The sequence below is a fragment of the Pseudomonas sp. WJP1 genome, from assembly GCF_028471945.1.
Lineage (GTDB): Bacteria > Pseudomonadota > Gammaproteobacteria > Pseudomonadales > Pseudomonadaceae > Aquipseudomonas.
Genome location: NZ_CP110128.1, coordinates 5,332,972 through 5,353,826, shown reverse-complemented (window position 1 = coordinate 5,353,826; position 20,855 = coordinate 5,332,972). Strand labels below are relative to the sequence as shown.

The 20,855-nt window shown below is 60.9% G+C and carries 21 protein-coding genes; 12 read left to right on the top strand and 9 right to left on the bottom strand.

Annotated elements, in window-relative coordinates; all coding sequences use genetic code 11:
- The first annotated feature begins 10 nt into the window (after positions 1-10).
- The gene (gene phaP / locus OH720_RS23915) at positions 11-568 is read left to right on the top strand and encodes a TIGR01841 family phasin (protein ID WP_180202566.1); all 558 of its coding nucleotides are present in this window, start codon (positions 11-13) and stop codon (positions 566-568) included.
- Positions 569-602: 34 nt separating this feature from the next.
- Here the strand turns inward: phaP and phaR are convergent, their stop codons facing one another.
- The gene (gene phaR, locus OH720_RS23910) at positions 603-1,136 is read right to left on the bottom strand and encodes a polyhydroxyalkanoate synthesis repressor PhaR (protein ID WP_272603152.1); all 534 of its coding nucleotides are present in this window, start codon (positions 1,134-1,136) and stop codon (positions 603-605) included.
- Positions 1,137-1,378: 242 nt separating this feature from the next.
- On the opposite strand from phaR, the gene OH720_RS23905 reads away from it, so the two are divergent.
- From OH720_RS23905 to OH720_RS23885, 5 genes are all read left to right on the top strand, one after another.
- Positions 1,379-1,567, top strand: a complete 189-nt coding sequence (locus OH720_RS23905; RefSeq protein ID WP_272603151.1) for a hypothetical protein — start codon at positions 1,379-1,381, stop codon at positions 1,565-1,567.
- A 315-nt stretch (positions 1,568-1,882) separates the two neighbouring features.
- A complete protein-coding gene (locus OH720_RS23900; protein WP_180202563.1) occupies positions 1,883-2,251 on the top strand; it encodes a bacteriocin in 369 nt (122 codons plus the stop codon).
- A gap of 115 nt (positions 2,252-2,366) precedes the next feature.
- The gene (locus OH720_RS23895; RefSeq protein ID WP_008061777.1) at positions 2,367-2,834 is read left to right on the top strand and encodes a glycine zipper domain-containing protein; all 468 of its coding nucleotides are present in this window, start codon (positions 2,367-2,369) and stop codon (positions 2,832-2,834) included.
- 107 nt (positions 2,835-2,941) lie between these two features.
- Positions 2,942-3,169, top strand: a complete 228-nt coding sequence (locus OH720_RS23890) for a hypothetical protein (protein WP_272603150.1) — start codon at positions 2,942-2,944, stop codon at positions 3,167-3,169.
- Between the two features lie 137 nt (positions 3,170-3,306).
- Positions 3,307-4,002, top strand: coding sequence for an HAD-IA family hydrolase (locus tag OH720_RS23885; RefSeq protein WP_272603149.1), 696 nt, complete (start codon positions 3,307-3,309; stop codon positions 4,000-4,002).
- A gap of 52 nt (positions 4,003-4,054) precedes the next feature.
- Here the strand turns inward: OH720_RS23885 and OH720_RS23880 are convergent, their stop codons facing one another.
- Positions 4,055-4,801: a 3-oxoacyl-ACP reductase family protein gene (locus OH720_RS23880; protein ID WP_272603148.1), complete on the bottom strand. Its 747-nt coding sequence runs from the start codon at positions 4,799-4,801 to the stop codon at positions 4,055-4,057.
- A gap of 125 nt (positions 4,802-4,926) precedes the next feature.
- Between OH720_RS23880 and OH720_RS23875 the strand changes: the two genes are divergently transcribed.
- The gene (locus OH720_RS23875; RefSeq protein WP_272603147.1) at positions 4,927-5,850 is read left to right on the top strand and encodes a LysR family transcriptional regulator; all 924 of its coding nucleotides are present in this window, start codon (positions 4,927-4,929) and stop codon (positions 5,848-5,850) included.
- Between the two features lie 116 nt (positions 5,851-5,966).
- Here the strand turns inward: OH720_RS23875 and OH720_RS23870 are convergent, their stop codons facing one another.
- The 3 genes from OH720_RS23870 to OH720_RS23860 all read right to left on the bottom strand — a co-directional run bounded on the left by OH720_RS23870 (position 5,967) and on the right by OH720_RS23860 (position 9,478).
- Positions 5,967-6,695 (bottom strand): aspartate/glutamate racemase family protein, encoded by a 729-nt coding sequence (locus OH720_RS23870; protein WP_272603146.1) that lies wholly within the window; start codon positions 6,693-6,695, stop codon positions 5,967-5,969.
- A 56-nt stretch (positions 6,696-6,751) separates the two neighbouring features.
- Complete coding sequence (locus OH720_RS23865) at positions 6,752-8,287, bottom strand: NCS1 family nucleobase:cation symporter-1 (RefSeq protein ID WP_272603145.1); 1,536 nt, start codon at positions 8,285-8,287, stop codon at positions 6,752-6,754.
- A 456-nt stretch (positions 8,288-8,743) separates the two neighbouring features.
- A complete protein-coding gene (locus tag OH720_RS23860) occupies positions 8,744-9,478 on the bottom strand; it encodes a phosphoadenylyl-sulfate reductase (RefSeq protein ID WP_033044110.1) in 735 nt (244 codons plus the stop codon).
- A gap of 163 nt (positions 9,479-9,641) precedes the next feature.
- Between OH720_RS23860 and thrH the strand changes: the two genes are divergently transcribed.
- Positions 9,642-10,259: a bifunctional phosphoserine phosphatase/homoserine phosphotransferase ThrH gene (gene thrH / locus OH720_RS23855; protein WP_272603144.1), complete on the top strand. Its 618-nt coding sequence runs from the start codon at positions 9,642-9,644 to the stop codon at positions 10,257-10,259.
- Positions 10,260-10,345: 86 nt separating this feature from the next.
- On the opposite strand, the gene pabB is transcribed toward thrH, so the two are convergent.
- The 4 genes from pabB to rloA form a co-directional block, all read right to left on the bottom strand.
- Positions 10,346-11,689: an aminodeoxychorismate synthase component I gene (gene pabB / locus OH720_RS23850; protein WP_272603143.1), complete on the bottom strand. Its 1,344-nt coding sequence runs from the start codon at positions 11,687-11,689 to the stop codon at positions 10,346-10,348.
- 214 nt (positions 11,690-11,903) lie between these two features.
- A complete protein-coding gene (locus OH720_RS23845; RefSeq protein WP_272603142.1) occupies positions 11,904-12,890 on the bottom strand; it encodes an alpha-L-glutamate ligase-like protein in 987 nt (328 codons plus the stop codon).
- Positions 12,890-14,425, bottom strand: coding sequence for an osmotic stress tolerance membrane protein RloB (gene rloB / locus OH720_RS23840; protein ID WP_272603141.1), 1,536 nt, complete (start codon positions 14,423-14,425; stop codon positions 12,890-12,892). Before rloB ends, OH720_RS23845 begins: the two co-directional genes overlap by 1 nt.
- A gap of 5 nt (positions 14,426-14,430) precedes the next feature.
- Positions 14,431-14,967: a retropepsin-like aspartic peptidase RloA gene (gene rloA, locus OH720_RS23835; protein WP_272603140.1), complete on the bottom strand. Its 537-nt coding sequence runs from the start codon at positions 14,965-14,967 to the stop codon at positions 14,431-14,433.
- Between the two features lie 302 nt (positions 14,968-15,269).
- On the opposite strand from rloA, the gene OH720_RS23830 reads away from it, so the two are divergent.
- The 4 genes from OH720_RS23830 to acnD all read left to right on the top strand — a co-directional run bounded on the left by OH720_RS23830 (position 15,270) and on the right by acnD (position 20,827).
- On the top strand, positions 15,270-15,986 hold the full coding sequence (locus tag OH720_RS23830) for a GntR family transcriptional regulator (RefSeq protein WP_177325082.1): 717 nt from the start codon (positions 15,270-15,272) through the stop codon (positions 15,984-15,986).
- Positions 15,983-16,873, top strand: a complete 891-nt coding sequence (gene prpB / locus OH720_RS23825) for a methylisocitrate lyase (protein WP_272603139.1) — start codon at positions 15,983-15,985, stop codon at positions 16,871-16,873. The genes OH720_RS23830 and prpB overlap by 4 nt, the downstream gene beginning before the upstream one ends.
- 41 nt (positions 16,874-16,914) lie before the next feature.
- Entirely contained in the window at positions 16,915-18,042 is a 1,128-nt protein-coding gene (gene prpC / locus OH720_RS23820; protein ID WP_272603138.1) for a bifunctional 2-methylcitrate synthase/citrate synthase, read from the top strand.
- 190 nt (positions 18,043-18,232) lie between these two features.
- Complete coding sequence (acnD, locus tag OH720_RS23815) at positions 18,233-20,827, top strand: Fe/S-dependent 2-methylisocitrate dehydratase AcnD (RefSeq protein WP_272603137.1); 2,595 nt, start codon at positions 18,233-18,235, stop codon at positions 20,825-20,827.
- Positions 20,828-20,855 lie beyond the last annotated feature (28 nt).

Genomic DNA, 20,855 nt, shown 5'->3' with positions numbered 1-20,855 from the left:
AGATTCAAGCATGTCTTTTTTCAACGCGGAAAAATTTCAAGACGCTCAGAAAGCCAACCTCGACCTCCTGCAGCAAATCAGCGGCAAAATCTTCTCCAGTGTTGAGCAGCTGAGCCAGTTGCAGTTCAAGACCCTGCAGGCCACCACCGAAGAGCAGTTCGACGGCTTTCGCAAGCTGCTTTCGGTACGTGATCCACAAGGTTTCGCTGAGCTCCAGGCTTCTTTGACCCAGCCTAATGTGCAAGCCGAACGCCTGGCTGATTACAATCGCCAAGTGCAAGCGTTGATTGTCGACACTCACTCGGAAATCGCCAAGCTGGCCTCGCGTCAGGTCGAGGCGGGCACCCAGCAGGTGCGTGAGTTCGTTGAAGTGATCAGCAAGAATGCACCGGCTGGCTCCGAGCCAGTCGTGGCCGGGTTCAAATCGTCGCTGGCCAATGCCGGTGCCGTTTTTGAAAGTGCACAGAAAGCTGTAAAACAGGCTACTGACGCTGCCCAGAGCAATTTTGACGCAGCGACCGCTGCAGCTGGCAAAACCGCTGCTGGTGGCAAGGCTGATAGCAAGTAAGTCTGAGCAGGCTGGTTACAGGATGGCGATGGGTTTACTCCCCATCGCCATTTTTTTTCGGCCCGCCATCGGCGCCTGGCTTGCCGGGTGGCACCGCGCCGAACATTCCGAAGAGGTTCTGGGTATTCATGTAGAGCGCTTTTGACTGGTCGACATACTGGCGCATCAGGTCCTGCATGACCGGTGCCTGCTGGTGCATGAACGCGCTCCAGGTTTCGGAGGACTGGGCGCCGGTCTGGGACTGGATGTCGATGACCGTCTGGATGCTTTTATCCAGATAGCTGCCGAGGACGCTCTGGTAGGGGCCGTAGAACTGGATGATCCCCATCAGCATCTCGCTGGAGAATATCGGCTGACCGCCGCTTTCGGCTTCCAGAATGACCTGCAGCAAGATACTCCGGGTCAGGTTCTCGCCAGTCTTGGCGTCGACCACCTCGAACGGAATTCTATCGACGACCAATTGGCGAATATCCGCAAGGGTCAAATGACTGCTGGTGTGCGTGTCATACAGACGGCGATTCGGGTATTTCTTGATCAGACGGGGGGTGTTCCGACTGTTTTCTGTCATGCGGGGCTACTCACAGCGAGCCTGGTTAGTTGGCATCTTATCCTACTCTGGGCACGGCCACTCCAATGACACTGCGGTGTTGGTGAAACTGCTCTGACAGACTTCGCCCATTCGTCGGGCATTCGGTTGTCTGAACCACAGGTCCGTTAATGACCGGCTAGTCTCAAAATCCTTGGTGATCGATATTTTTCGGGCAAAGGGCTTGCCGGTGTCGATCCCGTATTTTTGAGAGGGGTGAAGCGATGACTGAACCGTATATCGAAGACGACGGCGCAGAATATCCGATCAACAACTACGTTCAATGCGGCCAGACGGAGTATGTGGCCAGCTTTGGCGAAGATCAGGCCAAGGTCCTCAAGATCAAGACCAAGGCTTGTCGAACGCTGAAGGGAAAATTCCTGCCCAAGCTTACAGAACCGGCCAGCAAGTAAATGACCCGCGAGCAAACCCCGTCATCGAACGGGGTTTTTTGTGCGTGCAGGGACAAGTGTGAACGAATGTTTAATCTGGAAAGTTTTCACAAACTTTTCACAAGGCCGTACGTAGGCTCAACTCATCCGTTAGAAGCAACACCCTGCCCGTTCCCCAGCGGGCTTTTTTTTGCCTGCGATAAAACCTTTTCCAAAAATGCTGTCCAATCGTCGCCAACAACGAGGTTGAGCGCGCGCATGTCTGGACTTTGTTCCCTCTAAAGCATTCAATCTCGACCCTTTTGAAGTTCACCCCCTATTTTTGAGGTTTCTGTCATGCGTTTCACACTGCCTGCTCTGGTTCTGGGTCTTCTGGTTGCTCAAGGTGCAATCGCCGGCGACGGTACTGCCGCCCTTGGTGGCGGCCTGGGTGGTGCGCTGGGTAACGTCGTTGGCCGGAGCATGGGTGGCAGCACCGGTGCCGCAATTGGTGCGGGTGTCGCGGGCGCGGCGGGCAGCGCGGTTGCCGCCAAGAAAGGCCACCGTACCAGCGCGGCCATCGGTGGCGGCGTGGGTGCTGCCGGTGGTTCGGTGATCGGCAACAGCCTGGGCGGCAAGACCGGTTCGACCATCGGCGCAGGCCTGGGCGGCGCCTTGGGCGGCGGCGTAGGCAGCAACCTGGCCAACGGTCACAAGCGTCACTGATCCCCAGGGGTCGACAACAAAAGCCCGGCTATATGCCGGGCTTTTGCGTTATTGAACGTTTTTGCCATTGGCGCCTCAAATGCTCCATACCCCCCGATAGAAGACGAGGCGTGCCATGACCCCGAAAACCAAAGGCAAGGAAGTGCGATACCCAGGTGCTCGACGCTTGACGTTGCCGGCGTTTGTTTTTGGATTGTTGTTTACACCGTTCGTGCTGGCTGCAGGAGACGGTACCGCGGCCGTTGGCGGTGGTATTGGTGGTGCGTTGGGCAACGTGGTAGGCGGACAAATGGGCGGCAGCACGGGCGCCGCGATCGGTGCCGGTGTCGGTGGCGCCGCCGGTAGCGCGATCGGCGCACCCAAGGGCAGCCGCACCGAAGCAGCGGTGGGCGGCGGATTGGGTTCAGCAGGTGGTTCGGTGATCGGTAACAGCCTGGGTGGCAGAACCGGTTCGACCATTGGCGCAGGCCTGGGTGGCGCAGCCGGTGGTGCGGTCGGCAACAATCTGGGCAGCGACGATGGGGGATCCCATTCCGGTGGCGGTCACAAGCATAAGCACAAACACAAGAACAAACATCACTGACGGATTCGCTCGGCAACATGGCCGATGGTCTCCCTGATCGAACCTGACGATCGACTCTCCCTCCAACGGTCAGGACCTGCCTTTACAGGTCCGTTGAGAGGTGCCCCATGAACACTGATCCGAAAGTCGCCGATGATATCGACGACACCCCTGAATACCCCCTGCCTTCGCCGACCGACTCCCTGAGTCGCGATCAGCGGCCGCCCGATGACGAGCCCGATGACGAGCCCGGTGTCGAGCAGGTGCCCAACGATGACCTCAAGCGCACGGATGTCGAAGCAGATCCGGACGATACGGACATTGCCGGGGAAGATGGGTCAGGCGAACCAAGCTGATACCCGTAGGGTGCTTTTTGCGTCACGCTCCCGTTGCTCTCGGCCACGGCGGCTCGTTATGCTGCTGAAACCTTTAATCTGTCACGGACCGGCCATCGCTGAGCCGCCTGGGATGCCATGAAAACGGATCAGATGCGATGAATTCACCGCTCAAGGAGTTCGGCCCCATCAAGGCCGTGATTTTCGATATGGACGGCTTGCTGCTGGACACCGAGGGGATTTACACCGAAGTCACGGCGACGATTGCCGCGCGCTATGGCCGTACGTTCGACTGGAGCGTCAAACAGAACATCATCGGCCGTGGTGCAGGTGACCTGGCGCGTTATGTGGTGCAGGCGCTGGACTTGCCGATCAGCGCCGAAGAGTTCCTGGTGATTCGCGAGCCGCTGATGCGCGAGCGTTTTCCTGAGGCGCAGGCAATGCCGGGTGCGGAACAGCTGGTCCGGCACTTGAAGGCACACAACATTCCCATTGCGGTGGGGACCAGTTCCTCGAGCCAGTCATTCGGCCAGAAAACCACCTTGCATCGCGACTGGTTCGCCTTGTTCGATTTCATCGTCACGGCCGATGACCCGGAGGTCGGCGCGGCCAAGCCGGCGCCGGATATCTTCCTGACGGCGGCGCGACGCCTGGGTGTCGAGCCGCAGGATTGCCTGGTGTTCGAGGATTCGCCGTTCGGTGTCACGGCGGCCAAGGCGGCGGGGATGACGGCGATTGCGATTCCGGATGCGGCGATGGCGGACGAAAAGTACGCACACGCCGATGGCATTCTTCGTACGCTGAAGGCGTTCGTACCGAGTGCCTGTGGCTTGCCGGCGCTCGATTGGGCCTGACGATCAAAACTGCGGGAGCGAGCTTGCTCGCCCCCACGGTGAGTCACCTGCATCAGGCGCCGAAACCACCGTCGATGGTCAGGCTCGCGCCGGTGATGTAGCCGGCTTCGGGGCCGACCAGGTACGCGACGAAACTGGCGATCTCTTCGGCTTTGCCGTAACGCCCCACTGCCATCAACGGAATCAGGCTGTCGGCGAAGTCGCCGTGGGCCGGGTTCATGTCGGTATCGACCGGGCCCGGCTGCACATTGTTGATGGTGATGCCTTTGGGGCCGAGGTCGCGGGCCAGACCCTTGGTCAGGCCAACCAGCGCCGCTTTGCTCATGGCGTACGGGCCACCACCGGCAAAGGGCATGCGGTCGGCATTGGTGCTGCCGATATTGATGATTCGACCCCCTTCGGTCATGTGCCTGGCGGCAGCCTGGGTGGCGATGAACACGCTGCGTACGTTGATCGCCAGGGTCTGGTCGAAGTCTTCGAGTTTGAAATCTTCCAACGGTGCAACGGCCAGCACGCCTGCGTTATTGACCAGGATATCCAGCTGGCCTAACGCTTCTACGGTGGTCGTTACGGCGGCGCGAATGGCCTCGGCGTCAGCGCTGTCAGCCTTGATGGCCAGGGCTTTGCCGCCGCCCTGGGTGATGCTGTTTTGCAATTCTTCGGCCTTGGCCGTGGAGCTGACGTAGGTAAAGGCGACTGTCGCGCCTTCAGCGGCCAGGCGTTTGACGATGGCAGCGCCGATGCCGCGGGAACCGCCCTGGATCAAAGCCACTTTGCCGCTGAGGTTCTGAGTAGTCATATCGATCTCCAAAGTCCCGAGGCGAGATGTCCCGGTTGATGGAGCCTAGTATCGATTCAGGATTACACGCTGTGTAGACGGCAATTGCGATAGTCTGTGTAAACCAACGGTTTATAATGGCGCCTATGGAAACCTTCAGTAGTATCGAATGCTTTGTACGCAGTGCCGAGGTCGGCAGCTTTGCCGAGGCCGCGCGACGCTTGAGCCTGACGCCGGCGGCCGTGGGCAAGAGCGTAGCCAAGCTGGAAGCTCGGCTGGGGGTACGGTTGTTTCAGCGCAGCACCCGCAGCCTGACGCTGACCGAAGCCGGGCAGCTGTTTTTAAGCGAAGTCAGTGCCAGCCTGCACACGATCCAGAATGCCGTGGCCAATCTCGCCAGCGCCGAGGGGCGTCCAGCGGGCACATTGAAGGTGAGCATGGGTACCGTGTTCGGGCGTTTGTACATCGTGCCGCTGCTGGGGGAGTTTTTGCGGCGCTTTCCGGCGATCAACCCGGACTGGCATTTCGATAACCGCCAGGTCGACCTGATCGCCCAGGGTTTCGACGCCGCGATTGGTGGCGGCTTCGAGCTGCCCCAAGGGGTGGTGGCGCGCAAGCTGACCCCGGCCCATCGCGTGTTGGTGGCCTCGGCCGGTTACCTGGCGGCGCACGAAGCGATCCTTGAACCCGATGATCTCAAGCGTCACGACGGCATCCTCATTCGCTCGCCCCAGACCGGCCGCGTGCGTTCCTGGCAATTGACCAGCCGCACCCGGCAACACAGCCCGCTGACGCTCAAGGCGCGGATGACCATGAGCGATTCGGAGGCGGCCTGTGCCACGGCAGTACAGGGTTTAGGCATTGCGCTGGTGAGCATGCCGTTTGCCGTGGGTTATCTGGAGGCAGGGACGTTGGAGCGGGTGCTGCCGGACTGGTATGTCGACGATGGCAATATTTCCATCTATTACGCCGAGCACAAGCTGCTGCCGGGCAAGACCCGGGCGTTTGTGGATTTCATTATCGAGCAGTTTGCCGGGCAGGGGTTGGGGCAGAGGTTCAGTGCCGTTTGAGTCAGGCTTGAAACCGAGGTGTTGCCATCGCGAGCAGGCTCACTCCTACAAGGGATTTGTGAACGACACAGATCCCCTGTAGGAGTGAGCCTGCTCGCGATGAACGATAACTCGGTCTACCTGCCAAACCGCCCCGGCCAGCCAATAATGTGCTTCGGCCGCGGTGTCGCATAAGTCCGCACCTTGGACGTCGACAACCCCAACCGCACCAACGATTCGGCGATAGTCACCGCCGCCGTCACACCATCGATTACAGGTACGCCGGTGCGCAGGCGAATCTGCTCATCCAGCCCCGCCATGCCGCCGCAACCCAGGCAAATCACCTCGGCCTTGTCCTGGGTCACCGCCAGTTCAGCCTGATGCACGATGGCCTCGAGCGCGCGTTGCGGCTCGTGTTCCAGTTCCAGCACCGCCAAGCCGCTGGCTCGTACCGAGGCACAACGGTCCCAGAGCCCGGACAGTTTCAGGCGATCTTCGATCAGCGGAACGGTACGGTCCAGGGTGGTGACGACCGAGTAGGCATGGCCGAGAAACATCGCGGTGCTCGCTGCCGCGTCGGTGATGTCGACCACCGGTACGTTGAGCAATTCCTGCAGGCCTTCACGGCCGTGTTCGCCGTAGCCGGCCTGGATCACCGCATCGAAGGGCTGGTCGTAGGCCATGACCCGATCCATCACCGCAATGGCGGCCAGGTAGCTTTCGAAGTTGCCTTCGACCGAGTCGGCGCCGAAGTAGGGCGTCAGGCCAACGATTTCCGTGCCGGGCGCGGCCACGGCCTGGGCCGAGCGGGCGATGGCCTGGGTGATGGATTCGGTGGTGTTGACGTTGACCACGAGAATACGCATGGGAATTCCTTATAGCGGGTGGTTCAGCGGCCCGACACTGCCGGGCCGCGATGGAGTCAATGGCTGACGTTGTCCACGGCGATGGCTTCACCGCTGACGTCGGCGTAGTGAGGTTGGCGCTTGGCGATGATCAGGTAGAGCATTCCGGCAATCCCGGCACCGATCAGCCAGGAGAACGGCGACACCAGGTGGAAACCCGGTACCAGCGCCAGGACGATGGCGATCAGTGCCGCAGGAATGAAGACCGCCACGGCGCGCAGGTTGACCCCGCGGCTGTAGTAGTAGGCGCCGTTCGGGTCTTCGCTGTACAACTGCGGCACGTTGACCTGGCCTTTTCGTACGAGCCAGTAGTCGACCATGATCACGCCATACAGCGGGCCGAGCAGGGCGCCAAGGCCGGAGAGGAAGTAGACGATCACCAGCGGGCTGTTGTATAGGTTCCACGGCAGGATCAGCACGGCGATGGTCGCGCTGATCAGCCCGGCACGACGGAACGTCAGGTATTTGGGCGCCAGGTTGCTGAGGACAAAGGCCGGGGCGACGAAGTTGGCCATGATGTTGACCGCCACGGTGACGATCAGGAACGCCAGGCAACCCAGGACCAGAAAGAAGGTATTGGGGATCGAGGCGATGATCTCGGTAGGGCTTTCAATGATGTGGCCATTGATCTGGAATTGCGCGCCACACAGCAGAACGGTAATGGCAGCGAATACCAGGATGTTCACCGGCAGGCCCCAGAAGTTTCCGACCTTGATGGTCTTGCGGCACGGCGACGAGCGGGCGAAGTCGCAGAAATTGAGGATCAGCGTGCCGTAGATCGCCAGCCACAACGCACCGCCGGCAAAAATGTTGCGCCACATCTCGCCACCGCTCAGCGGCTCGCGGATCGACCAGGCGATGGTTGCATTGGCCTGGAAGTACATCCACGCGGCGAGGGCAGCGACGGTCAGCAGGATCACCGGTCCGGCAAAGGCTTCGTAGCGCCGTACCATTTCCATGCCGTAGGCAAGGATCGCCAGCTGCACCAGCCAAATCGCCACGAAACACACCCAGCCCAGGCTCGACAGGCCGAGGATCGAATCCTGGTCGTACTCGGCGAATCCGGGGTGGATGGCGGTCAGCAAGACGCGGAACACGACCGAGGCCAGGTACGTCTGGATGCCGAACCAGGCGATGGCGATCACGGCGCGGATCAAGGCAGGAATCTGCGCGCCGTGGATGCCGAAACTGATCCGGCTGATGACCGGAAACGGCACACCGGTCTTCTGGCCCATGTAGCCCGACAGGTTCATGAAGCAGTACACCAGCGCCGCGCCGATGCCCAGGGACAGGAGAATCTGCCAGCCGCCCAGGCCCAGGGCGTAAAGGCCGATGGCAAACGAGTAGTTGGCGATGTTGTGCACATCGTTGGTCCACAACGCGAAGATGCTGTAGCGACCCCAGCGCCTGCCTTCGGCCTTGGTCGGCGCCAGGTCTTTGTTGTGGAGGCGGGGACTGAGCACGACAGGGGGTTGCAGCGTTTGATCAAACGCAGTCTGGGGGGAGGAGGGTAGATCCAGCGCGATATTGTTATTGGAAAGACTTGTACGCATTCCGGCAGGCTCCTGATGCTCGACGCCGCGATGACTGTGCATGAGCGCAATAGCTCGACAAATCTTCGTCGCGGGGTAGCGAATATCATTGGTTACGGGGCATCTGCAGCCTGTACGGGATAGGGCGCTTCAGGCTTGCGGATCTGAGTGTGTATGTTTTGGATTGATTGTATACAAAACATGTATGCACTTAAGCGAGATGCGTGCCAGTCCTGAATATATGGAATGTGCGGCTGATTTCGTTTTGTTATCAATGGGCGGCAAACCGCTGAAAAACGGGCGATATAAGCTGACCGATCGAGCAGTTATTTATTTTTACGGGTGGTTTTTCAAAGGGGTGTGGCGGGGCGTTTCAAGCGGGGGAATGTAACTTTTTGGGGCGGAGAAACAAAAAGTGCACACACAAATGGCACCGATGGTGACAGTTGTGTGTACATATTTTCTGTAGGGGCGCTGTTATGACTTGCTGATGATATTGCCGGCGTGCAGCCCGCATTCCTTCTGCGTGGCTTCTTCCCACCACCAGCGGCCTTCGCGCTCGTGCTGGTTCGGCAATACCGGGCGGGTGCACGGCTCACAGCCGATACTGATGAAGCCGCGTTCGTGCAGGCTGTTGTACGGCAGCTCCAGCATGCGGATGTAACCCCAGATCTCTTCGCTGGTCATCTGTGCCAGCGGGTTGAACTTGTACAGGGTGCGTTCCGGGGTGGAGAACGCGGTGTCGATTTCCATCACCGCCACGGCGCTGCGCGTGCCCGGGCTCTGGTCACGGCGCTGGCCGGTGGCCCAGGCCTTCACGCCAGACAGCTTGCGACGCAGCGGTTCGATCTTGCGGATGCCGCAGCATTCGCCATGACCGTCCTTGTAGAAACTGAACAGGCCTTTTTCTTTCACGAACGGTTCGAGTTTGGTGTGGTCCGGCGACACCAGTTCGATATCGATCTTGTAGTGCTCGCGCACCTGATCGATGAAGCGGTAGGTCTCGGGGTGCAAGCGGCCGGTGTCGAGGCTGAACACCTTGACGTTCTTGTTCAGCTTCCAGGCCATGTCCACCAGCACCACGTCTTCGGCACCGCTGAAAGATATCCACAGATCATCGCCGAACTCGGCAAAAGCGAGTTTCAGGATGTCCTGGGCGGATTTGTTGGCATAGGTCGTGGCGAGTTCCACGACGTCGAACGTTGGGCTCATCAGGGCGGCTTCCTACAGGTCGGTGGCGCTGGGCGCTCTATATGGGGCCGATGTTAACAAAAAGCAGCACTGGCCGGGGCGTCCTGTGCGTTGCGTGGTGGGGGAGTTGTCGCTAGAGTTCGGGCTCGCTCGACTCAATAAACAATACCAATGGGAGTGTCTTGTGGAAATTGCCTGTCTGGATCTTGAAGGTGTGCTGGTCCCGGAAATCTGGATCGCGTTCGCCGAAAAAACCGGGATCGAATCCCTCAGGGCCACCACCCGGGACATTCCCGACTATGACGTGCTGATGAAGCAGCGCTTGCGGATTCTCGACGAGCACGGCCTGAAGCTCGCCGACATCCAGGAAGTGATCGCCACGCTCAAGCCGCTGGACGGTGCCGTCGAGTTCGTCGATTGGCTGCGCGAGCGCTTCCAGGTGGTGATTCTGTCGGACACCTTCTACGAGTTTTCCCAGCCGCTGATGCGTCAATTGGGCTTCCCGACCTTGCTCTGCCATCGTCTGGTTACTGACGATACCGGTCGGGTGACCGGCTATCAGTTGCGTCAGAAAGATCCGAAGCGTCAGTCGGTGCTGGCCTTCAAGAGTCTGTACTACCGGGTGATCGCCGCAGGGGATTCCTACAACGACACCACCATGCTGGGCGAGGCGGATGCGGGGATTCTGTTCCATGCGCCGGACAACGTGATCGCCGAGTTCCCGCAGTTCCCGGCGGTGCATACGTTTGAAGAGTTGAAGCAGGAATTCATCAAGGCTTCGAATCGGGCGTTGAGTTTGTAGTCGTTTTCGAGGACGCCTTCGCGGGCAAGCCTCGCTCCTACAGGAACGGTGATCACCTGTAGGAGCGAGGCTTGCCCGCGAAGCTTTTAGAGGTTTTGCAGGGTATCGAGCAGCACCTTCACCTTGGTGATCGACTCCTGATACTCGGCCTGCCACTCCGAATCGGCGACGATCCCGCCACCGCCCCAGCAACACACCTGCCCATCCTTGACCAGCAGGCTGCGGATGGCGATGGAGCTGTCCATCTCGCCGCGCACGTCCAGGTACAACAGTGAACCGCAATACAGGCCGCGTCGCGTGGGCTCCAGCTCGTCGATGATCTGCATCGAGCGAATTTTCGGCGCGCCGGTAATCGAGCCACCCGGGAAGCTGCCGGCGATCAGGTCCAGCGCATCCCGATCATCCGCCAGTTCGCCGGTCACGCTGCTCACCAGGTGATGCACATTCGGGTAGCTTTCCAGGCTGAACAACTCAGGCACACGAACCGAACCGGTGCGGCAGGTGCGACCGAGGTCGTTGCGCAGCAGGTCGACGATCATCAGGTTTTCTGCGCGGTCCTTGGGGCTGGCCAGCAGTTCGGCGGCGTTTGCCGCGTCCTCGGCAGCGGTAAGGCCGCGTGGGCGCGTGCCTTTGATCGGGCGGGTTTCCACATGACGCTCGCTGACTTTGACGAAGCGTTCCGGTGACAGGCTCAGCACCGCGCCACCGTCGGGCAGGCTCTGGAAACCGGAAAACGGTGTTGGGCACGCCAATCGCAACGCGCAGTACGCCGTCCATGGATCACCCTGGCAGGGCGCGCGGAAGCGTTGGGCGAAGTTGACCTGGTAGCAGTCACCAGCCTGGATGTATTGCTGAATGCGCTCGATCGCCTCGCGATACTGGTCAGCGTTCAGGTCGGCATTCATCGGCGCTTGCAGCTTGAACGGCTCGAGCGCTTCAGCGGCGGGCTGGCTGAACAGCTGGATCAGGCGCTGGCGCTCGCTGTCGGCCAGCGTCGGGTGAAACACCAATTGGCTGGTGGCCTGGTGGTGATCGCTGATCAGCGCCCAGTCGTACAGGCCGAAACGCGCGTCCGGCAACTGCAGGTCATCCCGGGCCTGGCTCGGCAGGTTTTCCAGGTGGCGTCCGAAGTCGTAGCTCAGGTAACCAATCAAGCCGCCGGCGAACGGCAACTCATAAGGTGCGGGCAGCGATGCTTCGCCCAGTCGCGTCAGATTATCCCGAAGGCGTTGCAGGAAATCGCTGCCACGTTCGTCAGGCGCTACCGCCAGTTGTTCCAGCGGCCAGGCGCTGAGCAGGTCAAAGCGCCCGCGTTCGGCACTGGGGCGGCCGCTGTCGAGCAGCACGGCACCAGGGGCATGACGAATGGCCGCGAAGTAGTCGGCAGGGTTGGCGCGATAGGGCAGCGGATGTACGGAACAGGTCAGCATGGGCGGGTTGGATCAGCCATCGAGGCGGGGTGGCGATTGTAGTCCCCTCGGGGAATTGCTCCTAGAGGGGATATTGAGGAATGGTAGATTGGGGCAGGGCTGAGTGCGGTAGTGATTGTTAGTCAGTCTTCGCGGGCAAGCCTCGCTCCTACGGAGTTCGGTGATGACCTGTAGGAGCGAGGCTTGCCCGCGAAAGGCGCGACGCGGTCTTGGATCAGCCTTCAACCGGCGGAATATGCCCGAACATCTCCTGCACAAACGCCATGCGTTCTTCGACGGTTTCAGTCACGCCACGTGCCTTCAAGTCTTCCAGCCGCGCCTCGACCGCATGGGTGCGCAACGTCAGGCCGCAATCATTGGCGATCTGGATATTCAGGCCAGGTCGGGCGTTGAGCTCGAGGATCAAGGGGCCTTTCTCCTGGTCCAGCACCATGTCGACACCGATGTAGCCCAGGCCGCACAGCTCGTAGCAACCCGCCGCGAGCTTCATGAAGCCGTCCCAGTAGGGCAGCTGCACGCCATCCACCGCGTTGGTGGTGTCCGGGTGCTTGGCGATGATGTTGTTCAGCCAGGTGCCGCGCAGGGTCAGGCCGGTGGCCAGGTCGACGCCGACGCCGATGGCGCCCTGGTGCAGGTTGGCCTTGCCGCCGGACTGGCGGGTGGGCAAGCGCAGCATGGCCATGACCGGATAGCCCATCAACACGATGATGCGGATGTCCGGCACACCTTCGTAGCTGATGCTCTTGAAGATCTGGTCCGGGATCACCCGGTATTCGATCAGCGCACGGTCGCGATGCCCGCCCAGGGAATACAGGCCGGTCAGGATGCTGGAGATATGGTGTTCGAGCTCTTCGTGGTCGACGATCTTGCCGGACACCGTGCGATAACGTCCCTCGAAGCGGTCGGCGATGACGATGATGCCGTCGCCGCCAGCGCCCTGGGCAGGCTTGATCACGAAGTCGATGCGCCCGTCGATGATCTCGCCGAGCTTGTCGATTTCCTTTTCGGTGGAGATCACCCCATATAGCTGCGGCACATGGATGCCGGCGCTGATCGCGCGTTCCTTGGTGATGATCTTGTCGTCGACGATCGGGTACAGGCTGCGCTTGTTGTACTTGAGCACGTAGTCCGCGTTACGCCGGTTGATGCCCATGATGCCCCGGGCCTCCAGGGCTTTCCAGGTCTTCCAGAAGCCGAACATCAGGCGTCAGCCTTCTTCAGGAAGGCCTTGAAGCGCACCAGCTCGGTCAGGCGGTAGCCGCGATAGCGACCCATGGCCAGCATGAAGCCCACCATGATCAGCAGGATCGCCGGGAAGGTGAACACGAAGTACACCAGCTCCGGAATGGTCATGATCAGGTGCGCCAGCGTCGCGGCGAACAGGGTGCCGATCGCCACTTTCATGGCATGGCCGCCGCCACGTTCTTCCCAGGTGATCGACAGGCGTTCGATGGTCATGGTCAGGATCACCATCGGGAACAACGCCACCGACAGTCCGCGCTCCAGGCCGAGTTTATGGCTGAACAGGCTGATGGCCGCGATCAACACCACCACGAACGTCAGCACCACCGACAGCCTCGGCAGCATCTGCAGTTTCAGGTGCTCAAGGTAGGAGCGCAGCGACAGCCCCAGCGCCGTGATGATGGTAAACAGCACGATACCGAAGCCCAGCTGGGTCTCGCGAAAGGCCAGGGCGATCAGTACCGGCGTAAAGGTGCCGAGGGTCTGCAGGCCGATCAGGTTGCGCAGGACCAGGATCACCAGCACGCCGATCGGGATCATCACCATGATCATGAAGGTCTGCTGGGTTTGCAGCGGCAGGCCGTACAGCGAGTATTCGAGGAAGTTGGCGTCGGTGTTTTCGTCGGTCAGCTTGGCCAGGCGAATGGCGTTCATTTCGCTGTTGTTCATGCTGAAGGTCACAGTGGCCTTCTTGCCGCCATCGACGGTGATCAGGTTTTCATCGCCGGTCCACCACAGCAAGCGGTCGGTCGGCAGGCCCTGTTCGCCGGTTTCCGGGTTGAAGTACAGCCAGTCGGTGCCGTTGAAGCTGCGCAGCCAGAGTTCCGGGGTTTGCGGCTGGTCGGCCACCAGGCGAATGGTATGGACCTTTTCCACCGGCACGTGGGCGATGGACAGCAGCAGTTCGACGATCTTGGCCTTGTGCGCCGGTGTCGGGTCGCCGGCCAGGAGCATCTTGGCGTTGTCGTCGTTGCTGTTGTTGACCCGCTTGATCGCTTCGCTGATGAAAGTCTCGACGTCGGCCGAGTGCTGGCGAATCGGCGCCAGCAACGCTTCGGCGGCGAGTTTCTCAGGGCCTTCCACGGCAATGCTGTCGCGGAAGGTCGGGCCCTTGATCTTGGCTTTTTCGGCGGTGTAGCGCTTGGTCAGCACCAGGCGGTAATAAAGTGTCTGGTTGCCCTTGGCCCGGCGCGCCGACCAGGTGACCTTGCGGTTGCCATCGACACGGTTCACGGCCACGCCGTAGTTATTGGAGATGAAGCTTTCGTTGAGGCTCACGTAGTCGCGGCTCAAGGGCGGCACGAACATCTGGATCTTTACCGGGTCCTTGGCACTGGCGACGAACTCGACCTTGGCGTCGATGTTCCACAAGTCGTCGGTGGCGTCTTCCGTCACGGGAATGCCGAGTACGAAGATCTGGTAGGCCGTGACTGAAATGCCCAACACCACCAGGATGGCGATCAGCATTTTCAGATGAAGGGTAAGAGAGCGCATTTAAATTACTCGGCGGTATGAGCGTCGGCGGCGCAGGCGGGTTTGCCAGCAGCGTATTTAAGACTGGGGTCGACCTGCGCATCGAAGCGTTTGAGCGCTTCGGAGCCGATCAGGAGCGGGTATTGGAACGCACTACGGTCGGTCAGGTTCACTTCGATGCTGCGTAAAGCTGAGCCCATGCAGATATCCAGCTCGATCACCGGACGGGCGGTGTACTTCTTGCCCTCTTCCGGATCGTAGTCGCCAGCCCGGCGCTTGATCTTGCTGACGCGGGCCAGCGGTCGTTCGATCGGGTGCGAATGGGCGGCGTCGATAGCCAGGTAGAAGCGCACCCAGGACTCGCCATTGCGTTTGAAACGCTTGATGTCGCGGGCACTCAGGGATGCGGTTTTCGCCCCGGTATCGAGTTTGGCGGCCACTTCAAGGTCGATGCCGCCCAGCGATGCGTATTCATTGAGACCGTACACGGTCTTTTCCCCTGCGGCGGCGAAACCGGACAGGCAAAGAAGAAAAAGAAAGATCGGGAAGGGCTTGAGTCTCATAAATCCTGGTGCGCAGCGGTCTGTTCTTTGATTCAAGACCCTGGCATCGCTGCGCAAGCTCCTCGTATGCCTATCAGCTATTTATGACAGACAGTGCAGATGTGACAAACAAATGCGGGCGGCATTCTAGCACGGCAGGTTGATGGTGCCAGCGCTGCCGGGCGGCGATGGGCAGAGGGCTCTGCTTGGTTATGGTGCGGGTGGTTATTAGACGATTGTCGACAATATCTAATTATCCTTTGACTGCGGCGGCAGTTTTGGTTAGTTTTTGCCGCACTAGCTTTCAAGGTGTCGACAATATGCTGGATCAACTGGCTCCCCCGCTTACTGCCCAAGACGACTCGGAAACCCTTTCCGAAAACGTCTTCCGGCGCATTCAGGCGGCCATCGTCAAGGGTGAGATCGCCCCGGGCAGCAAAATTTCCGAGCCGGAGCTGGCCCGTACCTACGGCATCAGCCGTGGCCCGTTGCGCGAAGCCATCCACCGCCTGGAAGGCCAGCGCCTGCTGGTGCGCGTGCCGCACGTCGGTGCGCGGGTGGTGTCGCTCAACCATGCCGAGCTGCTGGAGCTCTACGAAATTCGCGAATCCCTCGAAGGCATGGCCTGTCGCCTGGCCGCCGAGCGCATGAGCGTCGAGGAAATCGACGAACTGCGCCGGGTCCTTGAAACCCACGAGCGCGACGAAGCCTTCCAGGCTGGCCGCGGCTACTACCAACAGGAAGGCGATTTCGACTTCCACTACCGGATTATCCAGGGCAGCGGTAACCGCACCCTGACGCAAATGCTTTGCGGCGAGCTCTATCAATTGGTGCGCATGTACCGCATCCAGTTTTCCACCACGCCCAATCGCCCGCACCAGGCCTTTGCCGAACACCACCGAATTCTCGATGCCATCGCCGACCGTGACGGTGAACTGGCCGAGTTGTTGATGCGCCGTCACATCGGCGCCTCCAAACGCAATATCGCCCGTCATTACCAGGACGGCGCTAACCCGACAGCCAAACGAGGTGAGTCATGAGTTTGAACAAGAGCACACCAGGCCAGCGTTTCCGCGATGCGGTCGCCAGCGAGCATCCATTGCAAGTGGTCGGCGCGATCAACGCCAACCACGCACTGCTGGCCAAGCGCGCCGGTTTCAAGGCGATCTACCTGTCCGGTGGCGGGGTGGCTGCAGGCTCCCTCGGCGTACCGGACCTGGGCATCACCGGCCTGGATGACGTGCTGACCGACGTGCGCCGCATCACCGACGTCTGCGACCTGCCACTGCTGGTGGACGTGGACACCGGTTTCGGCTCCTCGGCGTTCAACGTCGCCCGTACCGTCAAGTCGATGATCAAGTTCGGCGCGGCGGCGATTCACATCGAAGACCAGGTGGGCGCCAAGCGTTGCGGTCACCGTCCTAACAAGGAAATCGTGACCCAGCAGGAAATGGTCGATCGCATCAAGGCCGCGGTCGATGCCCGTACCGATGACAGCTTCGTGATCATGGCCCGTACCGACGCCCTGGCGGTGGAAGGCCTGGAATCGGCACTGGATCGCGCCGCGGCGTGCATCGAGGCCGGCGCCGACATGGTGTTCCCGGAAGCCATCACCGAACTTGAGATGTACAAACTGTTCGCCAGCCGAGTGAAAGCGCCGATCCTGGCCAACATCACCGAATTCGGCGCGACGCCGCTGTACACCACCGAGCAACTCGCCGCTGCCGACGTGTCCCTGGTGCTGTACCCGCTGTCGGCCTTCCGCGCCATGAACAAGGCCGCGGAAAATGTCTACACCGCGATCCGCCGCGACGGCACGCAACAGAACGTCATCGACACCATGCAGACCCGCATGGAACTTTACGAACGCATCGACTACCACACCTTCGAGCAGAAGCTCGATGCGTTGTTTGCGGCGAAGAAGTAAGTCGGATAACTCCCTAACAAAATTAAAAATTGGAGGCAGAAATGGCCGAAGCAAAAGTACTCAGTGGCGCCGGGCTCCGTGGCCAGGTTGCCGGGCAAACCGCACTGTCCACCGTGGGCCAGTCGGGCGCAGGCCTGACCTATCGCGGCTACGACGTCCGCGAACTGGCGGCTGACGCACAATTCGAAGAAGTCGCTTACCTGCTGCTGTACGGCGAACTGCCGACCAAGGCACAACTGGCCGCTTACATCAGCAAACTGAGCAAGCTGCGTGACCTGCCGCAAGCGCTCAAGGAAGTGCTGGAACGCATCCCCGCCGACGCCCACCCGATGGACGTGATGCGCACCGGCTGCTCGTTCCTGGGCAACCTGGAGCCGGAGAACGACTTCTCCGAGCAGCACGACAAGACCGATCGCCTGCTGGCTGCTTTCCCGGCGATCATGACCTACTGGTACCGCTTCAGCCACGAAGGCAAGCGCATCGAATGCGTGAGCGACGAGCAGTCCATCGGTGGTCACTTCCTGCACCTGCTGCATGGCAAGAAGCCGAGCGAGCTGCACGTCAAGGTGATGAACGTTTCGCTGATCCTCTACGCGGAGCACGAATTCAACGCCTCGACCTTCACCGCGCGTGTGTGTGCCTCGACCCTGTCCGACCTGTTCTCCTGCATCACCGCGGCCATCGGCTCGCTGCGCGGTCCGCTGCACGGCGGCGCCAACGAAGCGGCGATGGAAATGATCGAACGCTTCAGCTCGCCGGAAGACGCGATCAAGGGCACCCTCGGCATGCTCGAGCGCAAGGACAAGATCATGGGCTTCGGCCACGCGATCTATAAGGACAGCGATCCGCGCAACGAGGTGATCAAGGGCTGGTCGAAAAAGCTCGCCGACGAAGTGGGCGACAAAGTGCTGTTCCCGGTCTCCGAAGCCATCGACAAGACCATGTGGGAACAGAAGAAACTGTTCCCGAACGCCGACTTCTACCATGCCTCGGCGTACCACTTCATGGGCATCCCGACCAAGTTGTTCACACCGATCTTCGTCTGCTCGCGCCTGACCGGCTGGGCGGCCCACGTGTACGAACAGCGTGCCAACAACCGCATCATCCGCCCGAGCGCCGAGTACACCGGCGTCGAACAGCGCAAGTTCGTGCCAATCGAACAACGCTGAATGGTGGAGGCCTGATCACCGCAAACCTGTAGGAGCGAAGCTTGCTCGCGAAGAGGCAATGACATTCAACATTGATGTCGGCTGACAGATCGCTTTCGCGAGCAAGCTTCGCTCCTACAGGGGATCGAGATCATTTCAGAAGCTGTGCCAGGCCCCACCCTTTGAAACTACCGTGACCGAGTCCTGACCGATGAACACAGAATTCCGTAAACCGCTGCCCGGCAGCCACCTGGATTACTTCGACGTCCGCGCGGCGGTCGAGGCCATCCAGCCCGGCGCCTATGACACCCTGCCGTACACCTCCCGCGTGCTGGCGGAAAACCTGGTGCGTCGCTGTGACCCGGCCACGCTGACCGAATCCCTGAAGCAATTCATCGAACGCAAGCGCGACCTCGACTTCCCGTGGTTCCCGGCCCGTGTGGTGTGCCACGACATTCTCGGCCAGACCGCGCTGGTGGACCTCGCCGGCCTGCGTGACGCCATCGCCCTGCAAGGCGGCGACCCTGCGCAAGTCAACCCGGTGGTGCCGACGCAACTGATCGTCGACCACTCCCTGGCCGTCGAGCGCGGTGGCTTCGATCCGGAGGCGTTCGAGAAGAACCGCGCCATCGAAGACCGTCGCAACGAAGACCGTTTCCACTTCATCAACTGGACCAAGAAGGCGTTCAAGAACGTCGACGTGATCCCGCCGGGCAACGGCATCATGCACCAGATCAACCTGGAGAAAATGTCTCCGGTGATCCAGGTGCGCGACGGCGTGGCGTTCCCTGATACCTGCGTCGGCACCGACAGCCACACCCCGCACGTCGATGCGCTGGGCGTGATCGCCATCGGTGTCGGTGGCCTGGAAGCCGAAAGCGTGATGCTTGGCCGCGCATCCTGGATGCGTCTGCCGGAAAGCGTCGGTGTCGAGCTCACCGGCAAGCTGCAACCGGGCATCACCGCCACCGACATGGTGCTGGCGCTGACCGAGTTCCTGCGCAAGCAAAAAGTCGTCGGTGCCTGGCTGGAGTTCTTCGGCGAAGGCGCCGCGGCCCTGACCCTGGGCGACCGCGCGACCATCTCCAACATGGCCCCGGAATACGGCGCCACCGCGGCGATGTTCTACATCGACCAGCAAACCATCGACTACCTCAAACTCACCGGCCGTGAAGACGAGCAGGTGCAGCTGGTCGAGAACTACGCCAAGACCACGGGCCTGTGGGCCGACAGCCTGAAGGGCGCGCAATACGAGCGCGGCCTGACTTTCGATCTGTCCTCGGTGGTACGCAACATGGCCGGCCCGAGCAACCCGCACGCCCGTGTGGCGGTGTCGGATCTGGCCGCCAAAGGCATCTCCGGCCAGTGGGAAGATGTGCCCGGCCAAATGCCGGACGGCGCGGTGATCATCGCCGCCATCACCAGCTGCACCAACACCAGCAACCCGCGCAACGTGATTGCCGCCGGCCTGCTGGCGCGCAACGCCAACAAGCTGGGCCTGACCCGCAAGCCATGGGTCAAGTCGTCCCTGGCACCAGGCTCGAAAACCGTGGCCCTGTACCTCGACGAAGCCGGCCTGACCGATGAGTTGGAGCAACTCGGTTTCGGCGTCGTGGCCTTTGCCTGCACCACCTGCAACGGCATGTCCGGTGCACTGGACCCGGTGATCCAGCAAGAGATCATCGACCGTGACCTGTACGCCACCGCTGTGTTGTCCGGCAACCGCAACTTCGACGGGCGGATTCACCCGTACGCCAAGCAAGCGTTCCTGGCCTCGCCGCCACTGGTGGTCGCTTACGCCATTGCCGGCACCATTCGTTTCGACATCGAAAAAGACGTGCTGGGTGTGGTCGACGGCAAGGAAATCCGCCTGAAGGACATCTGGCCGAGCGACGAAGAAATCGACGCCGTGGTGAAAGCCTCGGTGAAGCCGGAGCAGTTCCGCCAGGTCTACATCCCGATGTTCGCCATCCACGAAGACACCGGCCCGAAAGTGGCGCCGCTGTATGACTGGCGCGAAATGAGCACCTACATCCGCCGTCCGCCGTACTGGGAAGGCGCACTGGCCGGCGCGCGTCCGCTCAAGGGCATGCGCCCGCTGGCGGTGCTGCCGGACAACATCACCACCGATCACCTGTCGCCATCCAACGCGATCATGCTTGATAGTGCGGCGGGTGAGTACTTGGCGAAGATGGGCCTGCCGGAAGAGGACTTCAACTCTTACGCAACGCATCGAGGTGACCACCTGACCGCGCAGCGTGCAACCTTCGCCAACCCGAAACTGTTCAACGAAATGGTTGTGGAAAACGGCAAGGTCAAGCAGGGCTCCCTGGCCCGTGTCGAGCCGGAAGGCAAAGTGATGCGCATGTGGGAAGCCATCGAGACCTACATGGATCGCAAGCAGCCGCTGATCATCATCGCCGGTGCCGACTACGGTCAGGGTTCGTCCCGCGACTGGGCAGCCAAAGGCGTGCGCCTGGCGGGTGTGGAAGCGATTGCCGCCGAAGGTTTCGAGCGCATTCACCGCACCAACCTGGTGGGCATGGGCGTGTTGCCGCTGGAGTTCAAGCCGGGCACCAACCGTCACACCCTGGCCATCGACGGCAGCGAAACCTACGACGTGATCGGCGATCGCACGCCGCGTGCCGAGCTGACGCTGGTGATCCATCGCAAGAACGGCGAGCGCGTCGATGTGCCGGTAACCTGCCGCCTCGACACCGCTGAAGAAGTGTCGATCTACGAAGCCGGTGGCGTGCTGCAACGTTTCGCCCAGGACTTCCTCGAAGAATCGGCGGTTGCCGTTTAACACACGCAGCACGGACACGGGACTTTGA